Origin of the sequence: uncultured Methanobrevibacter sp. (assembly GCF_947170395.1) — an archaeon.
Classification (GTDB): Archaea; Methanobacteriota; Methanobacteria; order Methanobacteriales; family Methanobacteriaceae; genus Methanocatella.
In genome coordinates, this window is the sequence record NZ_CAMVTE010000002.1 from 112,864 (window position 1) to 120,713 (window position 7,850).

Here is a 7,850-nt window from a genome sequence, read left to right on the forward strand (position 1 = left end):
ATTGATAAAATACACACGAGGGTGGAAACTTGGAAAAACCACAATTGATTAATTTTATAGCAAAGGTAATGGAGGACTCCGGTTTCAAAGTATACAAGAACTTTAAAACCTCACAGAAAGTCATAGACATATATGCTGTATTGCCAACAACAATAGGCGATTTTGGTGTTGTTGTAGCATGCAAAAACTATGACAAAGACTTTGAAATTGGTGTAGATGTCCTTAAGGAAATGGAAGATGTTCAGCAAAGTATTAAAGCATCCAAGGTAACTATTGTTTCCTCTTCCTATTTTTCCAATCAGGCAAAGAACTATGCGCTTAGGAAAAACATAAAACTGGTAGACAGAGACAATCTGCTTGAAATGGCTAAGAGATATCAGGATACCACTTCTCAAACCACTTTGGATAACACCCCTTATGACGGGGGCGCATCCGCATATATTGAGGAGGAATATCCGGGTTATGAAGGCTATGATGCTTCAGACATGGAATATATCATGCAGAGACGTGATGCAAATCCTCATGTCTACAAGAGTTCATTGTACAGGCAGGTGGATGAGCCTAGAATAGGTTCCGTATCATCCCTTTTAAACAGATTCAAACCTTCAGGCGGCATTCGACAAACCCAAACAAATCTCTACAACTATGATTCATATTCCAATCGCCGGGATTACGGATCGTTAATATTTACATTAATCAATAACCCTATCATATTAATCATAATGGTAGTTGTGATTTCCTATGCTCTTGCATTTATTTTCGGAAACCTTTTAGGTGTTGATGCCGGAGTTGCGGGAATGATTGAGATGATTGTGGCGTTACTTCTGTCTTACGGTCTTTCCCTATACACGGAAAGAAACAGTGACTTTGTAATCAAAGGAACATTCATATTCTTCATTTCACTGGTAATATTGATCATATTAATCTTTGTTTAGATTGATATGAGTGAAATTAATCGCTATTAAGACAAATCCTATCAGATACAAAAACCAAATCATGATGTCGGTCGGCCCGGTTTCTATCCAAATCAACGTGTGTGTTAGAATTATTGAATAAATGCCGATACCGATTCCTTTTTTTATTTTATCCATCATACCCAAGAACAGTCCCATGAATAACATTTGAACTGCAAGGCCGATTAGGCCAAAATCAAGCATTACAGGTCCGAACAGGGTTGATGTCAGACATACGTTATCTGATAATACATATTGACCAACAAATGTTCTTGGACTTCCTGATGAAAAAATCATGCTTAGGATGTGGCCGTGTGTGGTGCCGGCCAAAGGCAATATCCTTTCAAATACCTCTAGCGTAAATCCTGCTCTGTAGAATACCAATTCGATGGGATTTAATGTCCACTGCTGGGTTGCGATTGATTGAGATGCAATATAGCCGATTGCCATAACAGTGATGATTATTGCCGCAACAAATGCAATTCCCACTTTTTTTGAGATTCTGCCCAGATAATAGAGGGTAATGAATGCGCTGGCCAAAATTCCCAGAACGGAAGTCCTGTAGCCGTTAAGGGCAAATATCACCGCACCCAAAACAACCAGCAGAAGATATTTCCTGTCATAGTATTTTGCAAGAAGAACGTTGATCATTATTAAAAACAGAGGATAAGCTACTCTCCAGATGTTTGTGGTTGCATTCGATTTTAAAACGCTGTTGAAAAGAGGTATTCCGCCTATCAAAATCAGATTAACTGCCTGCAGGATTAAGGCTATCAAAACGCAAATGACAAGCAATTTTTCAGATAAAAAATCTGTTTTTTTAATGTTTTCCACTTTGACTTTGAACTTCACGATAGCAAGGCCTGCCATAAACGCCAGACATGCAAACAGTATTGTCAAAATCACTTCCAAATCAAGGGGGTCTTCAAATCTGTAGTTGAACGATCCGATATAGCCCATTGCCAGAAACGCAAGGATGGCAACGACCACTATCAGCGGCTGAAAAAGGTCAGTTTCTTTAAGGTTCATCCTATCCTTCAAGTTCACGTGATGAGATTGCAAGGTTTCCTCCAAAGTCAGGCATTGCAGCCACATGGGTGTGGACATAGCTTGCAAGGGTGTTTCGTTCCATGAATCCGTCCTGCTGGTTATATGAGCCTTTTCCCCTTAATATTTTGAATGCCATATCATGTTTCAGGTCATCCACAATTACCTTTGAGTAGTGGAACTCATGTCCGTTGAACCTTTCGCCTTTCTTGGAGATGATGTTGTCGCAGGTTACCTCGGCAATGGTATATTTCAGTGCCTGGACACGTTTTGTCAAAACTGACTTGTAGGGATATACATTTACAACCATGTCTTCGTGGATGGAATTCATAAGATACATTAAACCGCCACATTCGGCAAATATCGGGCGGTCTTCAAGGTGGAACTGCTTGATATCTTTAAGCATATTTTCATTTTCTGCGAGACGTTTTGAAAAGAGCTCAGGGTATCCTCCGCCGATGTAGAGTCCGTCAACATCCGGCAGGTTTTCATCCTTTAGAGGTGAGAAATATTCGATTTTGGCATTGTTCGCCTCCAAAGATTCAATGTTTTCCTTATAGTAGAAATTGAACACCTCATCGAATGCCACTCCGATTTTAACGGGCTGTTTGTTTATCTTGTTCCAGATTGGGATAAGCTCTGAGGTGATTTTCGGTGCGCTTTTTGCTATTTCAATTAATTTATCTAGGTCGATGGACTGTTTTATTGTTTCGCACCAGATGTCAATGAATTTCAATGAATTTTCCCTCTCGACGGCAGGAACAAGACCCAAATGCCTCTGCTCTATTGAAATGTTGTCGTCACGAACGATTCCGCCGATTACTTCGGTGTCCGTGAGCTCCTCAATGGATCTTTTGGTCTTTTCATAGTGCGCTTTGTTTTTTACTTTGTTCAGGATTACTCCTGCAATGTTTATTTCCGGGTCCAATGCCTTGAATCCCATGACCAGAGCGGCGGCACTTTTTACCAGACTTCGTGAGTTGATTATTAAAATGACGGGAGCTTTAAGGGATTTGGCAACCGATGCAGTGCTTCCGATATCGTTTATTGAATCTATTCCTTCATAAAGGCCTCTTACACCTTCTATAACGGCTATGTCTTTGCCCTTCATACCTTTAAGAAATGAGTCTCTTACCTGACCTTCCTTCATGAAAAAGGAATCCAGGTTTCTTGAAGTGTTTCCGGTAGCCAATGTGTGGTAGGACGGGTCGATATAGTCAGGTCCCACTTTGAATGGCTGTACATTGTACTTTTCACTTAACGCTTTCATTATTCCGGTAGCTATTGTTGTTTTTCCGACTGCACTGCCAGTTCCCGCTAAAATAATTCTCATAATAATACTTTGTAATTAGATTATATTAAATTTTAACATTAGCTATTTTTATATAATATTAAAAATAAAATTTAAATCATAATATATGGTGGTTAAATGAGAATTTTACTAATTCATTCTGATTATTTAAATTACAATGTAAAGAATAAGACACCTGTAGCTGAAGAAATTGAAGAGGCCAAAAAAGAAGGCTCATTTGACGATTCTTTGGTTGTATTTACAGCTGTTGAAAAAGAAGATGAAAATAATCCGGAAGGCATTGTTGAAAATTTAGTCAGCGAAGTTAAAAAAGCTAATGATCAGGTCAGGGCTGAAAATATCGTATTATATCCGTATGCTCACTTGTCTTCATCATTAAGCTCTCCAAAAGTGGCTGTTGAAATATTAAAAAGCGCTGAAGAGGCTTTGCTTGCTGAAGATTTGACCGTTAAAAGAGTACCTTTCGGATGGTATAAGGCATTTGAGATTTCCTGTAAAGGTCACCCTCTAAGTGAACTTTCAAGAACAATAACTGCTGAAAAACAGGAAGAGAAAGTTGAGCGAAAACCTTCAACCTGGCAGATTCTTGAAGGTGACAAAATCACACAAATCGAAGACTTTAACTTTGACAACAGGGCTTTCAAACAGCTTGTCGACTATGAACTCGGGTGTGGCGCATCAGATGAAGGCGAACCTCCTCACGTCAAACTGATGAGGGAAAAGGAAATCTGTGACTATGAGCCTGCTTCCGATGTCGGAAACCTCAGATGGTATCCTAAAGGAAAACTGATCAGAGATTTGCTTGCGGATTACGTTTATGACCTGACTGTTGAACGTGGAGCGATGCCTGTTGAAACTCCAATTTTCTATGATTTGGATAACCAGGCAATTTATGAACATGCATACAAGTTTGGTGAAAGACAATACAGAACCGACACAAAAAAGAACTTAATGCTTAGATTTGCAGCCTGTTTCGGTGCATTCAGATTAATGTCTGATTCATATCTGACCTGGAAAAATTTCCCGGCCAAGATTTTTGAATTGACCAGGTACAGTTTCCGTTATGAGAAAAAAGGCGAAGTTGTCGGTCTTAAAAGATTAAGAGCATTTACCATGCCTGACTGTCACTCATTCTGCTGTGATGTGCCGTCATCTTTACAAGAGTTTTCCGCTCAAACCGACATGTGTATGCAAACCGGTAAGGATTTGAATCTGGACTTTGAAGTAATCTTTAGAGCAACCCAGGATTTCTTTGAAGAAAACGAGGAATGGATGTATGATATAGCCCGCAAATTCAATAAGCCTATTCTTTTGGAAATATTGCCTGAAAGACATCACTACTGGGTATGCAAAATAGATCTGGCAAACATTGACGCATTGGGCCGTCCTATTGAAAACCCGACAGTCCAAATCGACGTTGAAAGCGGTAAAAGATTCGATATCACTTACCTGGGTGAAGACGGCAAACAGCACAATCCAACCATATTGCACACTTCCCCAACCGGAAGTATCGAAAGGGTTTTATGCGCAATGCTTGAAAAAACAGCGATTGAAATTAACGAACGCTCTCCAATGTTGCCGACCTGGTTAAGCCCAATTCAGGCAAGAATTCTCACAGTTGGTGATGCCCATGAGGAATTTGCAAATGAACTGTATGACAAAATCAACGCTTCAAACATCCGTGTGGACATTGACGACAGGGATGAAAGTGTCGGTAAAAAAATCAGAAACGCAGCTAAAGAATGGATTCCATACATTTTTGTCGTCGGAGACAAGGAAATGGAAACAGGCAAATTCCAGGTAACCGTACGTGAAACCGGTGAGAAAGTCGATATGACAGCCGATGAACTTATAGCTGAAATCAATCAGAAATGCGAAGGAAAACCTTTCAGAAAACTGCCTTTGCCTAAGGATATTTCAAGAAGGATTAACTTCCAATAATTATATTTATCAATAAAAATAAATTATAAAATGTTATTATATAACGGAGGAAATTTAATGGACCCAATGTATAGAATAGGAGAAGCTCTTATTGGAGACGGCCCTGAATTAGCACACGTTGATTTATTAATAGGCGATAAATTCGGACCTGTTGGTCAAGCATTCGCTAACGGTTTATCTAACCTTTCCGTAGGCCACACTCCTTTAACAAGTGTAATTAGACCTAATTTAATGACCAAACCAGCTACTTTAATTATTCCTAAAGTAACTGTTGGTGATTTAGAAGATGCAAGTAAAATATTCGGACCTGCACAAACCGCTGTTGCAAGAGCAGTGGCTGATGCAGTGGAAGACGGTTACATTCCAAAAGATATAGTCGAAGATATTGTCATTAACGTAAGTGTATTTATCGATCCGTCTGCAAAGGATTTCAGAAAAATATACCAATACAATTACGGAGCAACCAAATTGGCTATCAGAAGAGCAATGGAAGGATACCCATCCATCGAAAAGGTACTTGCAGAAAAAGACCGTGGAACTCACCCAATCATGGGATTCAGAGTACAAAGACTTTGGGCTCCGCCTTACTTGCAGGTTGCACTTGACTTAGACAACTTGGATGCTGTAGAAAGAATTCTCGCAGACTTGCCTAATAAGGAAAGAGTGCTCATTGAAGCAGGAACTCCTCTTGTTAAAAAATTCGGTGTTGGCGTTGTTGGAAAAATCAGAGAATTGCGCCCAGACGCATTCATCATTGCTGATTTGAAAACTTTAGACGTCGGTCGTGTGGAAGTCAAAATGGCAGCTGACGAAACCGCAGACGCTGTGGCAATTTCCGGTCTCGGTACTTTAGAATCTATTCAAAAGGCCATTCATGAAACTCAAAAACAAGGTATTTACTCCATCCTTGATATGATGAACGTAAAAGACTTTGAAGAAAAACTGTCCGCATTGCCTGAAGACTTAAAACCGGATATAGTACTGTTACACAGAAATGTCGACTTGGAAACCTGGATTAAGGAACACGGTGGAGACACCAGTGAAATGACCGAATGGGGTAACATCAAGAAAATCAAAGAAATCACCGGCAGCCTTGTAGCTGTAGCTGGTGGAATTACTCCAGAAAACGTCGAAGAAGCAATCGACAAAGGCGCAGACATCATCATTGCAGGCAGATACATCATCGGTTCAAGAGATGTAAGAAGATCCGCACAAGACTTCCTGGCACACTTTGCACCGGATCCTGACAACATGAGACTTGCAATGGATGAAGACGAAAACATTTCTGAAAAATAGATTAGATTAATTTCTAATTTATTTACTATTTTTTTTTAAAAGGAGTTTTTTATTATGGGATTTTGCAATTCATGCGGCAGACCGATTGTAAAAGAAGATTATGGAACAAATAAGGACGGAAGTCTGAATCCTGAATTCTGTAAGGACTGCTTTCAGGACGGACAATACACAGAACCTGACATAACCCTGAATGAAATGATCGTTAGAAAAACAAAAGAAATGATGGAGAAAAATCCAAGATTGGCTGAAACCCAGGCTACAGGCATAACCGCAATGTTCATTCCGGGATTGAAAAGATGGAATCCTGAATTCCAGGATGACTACAAAACTCTTTAGCTTCTGCTTTTTAAAATAAATTCCCTTACTTTGTTGGCTATATACTCATCGTGGGTTTTACTGTTTTTAATGTTATATAGCTCCTCTTCTAAAGCATTGTATTTGTCAACCAAATCGTTGTATTCAACACGCAGGGAATCGTAATCCTTTTCGAGGTCTTCATTGAGCTCATACATTTCAGCATAACTGGTTTTTGTATTGAGATTTTCCTGTTTAAGCTGATCGTATTTGCTGCTTACCTTGTTGTAGCTTTCCTTAATTGAAGAATGTTCTTCCCTTAGGCTGGAACATTTTGTTTTGAGATTCTTGTTTTCCTCTTTTATGCTTGAATATTTGGTTTTCAAATTTTCGTTTTCGGTTTTGATATTAACGAATTTGGTTTTGAGGTTTTCGTTTTCAATAATGAGTTTTGAATGCTTGTCTTTGATGAGAGTGTTTTCATGTTTCAAGTCATTGAGGTTGTTTTCATGCAAGGAATTGAATTTTGTTTCCATTTCAGCCAAATCACTGTTTCTTTGAGCAAGTTCGGCTTTCAACTGTTCAATTTCATTTTGAAACTCTAGAGTGGATGGGTTTAAATTTTCTTCTAGTTGCTTTTCCAATTTCCTCACTTCCTCGACATGTAAATAATTAGCTATTTTCAATGCTTGATTTTCTTCCTCTATACTTTTAAAATTTTCAATTTCTGCTTGAGGAATAATTAATACTTCTTCTTTGTTTTGGTAGATGTCTTCATGTTTTGGCACTGTAATTTGTATCTGTTCTGTTGTGTATTTTTTTCTCTCCCCGTTTTTCAGGGTCCTGTTATACTCCCTTGAATATTTTTTTACAATACCTTTACCAACTTTCATATTTAAATCCTCAATTTATGTTATGTATCTTTATTATTATATATTTACCTATAAATTGCGACTCTTTCAAAAACTTTGTTGATTTGAAATTTTTTGATGAAAATTAGTTTTGAA

Annotated in this window: 7 protein-coding genes; 4 read left to right on the forward strand and 3 right to left on the reverse strand. The window is 38.6% G+C overall.

Annotated elements, in window-relative coordinates; genetic code table 11:
• Window positions 1-29 precede the first annotated feature (29 nt).
• The gene (locus Q0W04_RS01185) at window positions 30-935 is read left to right on the forward strand and encodes a restriction endonuclease (RefSeq protein WP_298499185.1); all 906 of its coding nucleotides are present in this window, start codon (window positions 30-32) and stop codon (window positions 933-935) included.
• On the opposite strand, the gene Q0W04_RS01190 is transcribed toward Q0W04_RS01185, so the two are convergent.
• Together Q0W04_RS01190 and cfbB are read right to left on the reverse strand one after the other, a co-directional pair.
• On the reverse strand, window positions 921-2,048 hold the full coding sequence (locus Q0W04_RS01190; RefSeq protein WP_298499188.1) for an oligosaccharide repeat unit polymerase family protein: 1,128 nt from the start codon (window positions 2,046-2,048) through the stop codon (window positions 921-923). The genes Q0W04_RS01185 and Q0W04_RS01190 overlap by 15 nt on opposite strands.
• Entirely contained in the window at window positions 1,984-3,333 is a 1,350-nt protein-coding gene (gene cfbB / locus Q0W04_RS01195) for a Ni-sirohydrochlorin a,c-diamide synthase (RefSeq protein WP_298499191.1), read from the reverse strand. Before cfbB ends, Q0W04_RS01190 begins: the two co-directional genes overlap by 65 nt.
• A gap of 96 nt (window positions 3,334-3,429) precedes the next feature.
• Here cfbB and Q0W04_RS01200 point away from each other — a divergent pair, with 96 nt between their 5' ends.
• The 3 genes from Q0W04_RS01200 (at window position 3,430) to Q0W04_RS01210 (ending at window position 6,885) form a co-directional block, all read left to right on the forward strand.
• Window positions 3,430-5,253: a threonine--tRNA ligase gene (locus Q0W04_RS01200; protein WP_298499194.1), complete on the forward strand. Its 1,824-nt coding sequence runs from the start codon at window positions 3,430-3,432 to the stop codon at window positions 5,251-5,253.
• A gap of 66 nt (window positions 5,254-5,319) precedes the next feature.
• Window positions 5,320-6,549, forward strand: a complete 1,230-nt coding sequence (locus tag Q0W04_RS01205; RefSeq protein ID WP_298499203.1) for a bifunctional 5,6,7,8-tetrahydromethanopterin hydro-lyase/3-hexulose-6-phosphate synthase — start codon at window positions 5,320-5,322, stop codon at window positions 6,547-6,549.
• Window positions 6,550-6,603: 54 nt separating this feature from the next.
• On the forward strand, window positions 6,604-6,885 hold the full coding sequence (locus Q0W04_RS01210; protein WP_298499197.1) for a zinc ribbon domain-containing protein: 282 nt from the start codon (window positions 6,604-6,606) through the stop codon (window positions 6,883-6,885).
• On the opposite strand, the gene Q0W04_RS01215 is transcribed toward Q0W04_RS01210, so the two are convergent.
• A complete protein-coding gene (locus Q0W04_RS01215; protein WP_298499200.1) occupies window positions 6,882-7,736 on the reverse strand; it encodes a phosphoserine phosphatase in 855 nt (284 codons plus the stop codon). The two genes, Q0W04_RS01210 and Q0W04_RS01215, sit on opposite strands and share 4 nt — an antisense overlap.
• Window positions 7,737-7,850: the final 114 nt, after the last annotated feature.

Excerpts from the sequence above, each read along its gene's own strand:
- Q0W04_RS01200 (WP_298499194.1), top strand. The coding sequence starts at position 3,430 with ATGAGAATTTTACTAATTCATTCTGATTATTTAAATTACAATGTAAAG.
- Q0W04_RS01210 (WP_298499197.1), top strand. The coding sequence starts at position 6,604 with ATGGGATTTTGCAATTCATGCGGCAGACCGATTGTAAAAGAAGATTAT.
- Q0W04_RS01190 (WP_298499188.1), bottom strand. The coding sequence starts at position 2,048 with ATGTGGCTGCAATGCCTGACTTTGGAGGAAACCTTGCAATCTCATCAC.
- Q0W04_RS01205 (WP_298499203.1), top strand. The coding sequence starts at position 5,320 with ATGTATAGAATAGGAGAAGCTCTTATTGGAGACGGCCCTGAATTAGCA.
- Q0W04_RS01215 (WP_298499200.1), bottom strand. The coding sequence starts at position 7,736 with ATGAAAGTTGGTAAAGGTATTGTAAAAAAATATTCAAGGGAGTATAAC.
- cfbB (WP_298499191.1), bottom strand. The coding sequence starts at position 3,333 with ATGAGAATTATTTTAGCGGGAACTGGCAGTGCAGTCGGAAAAACAACA.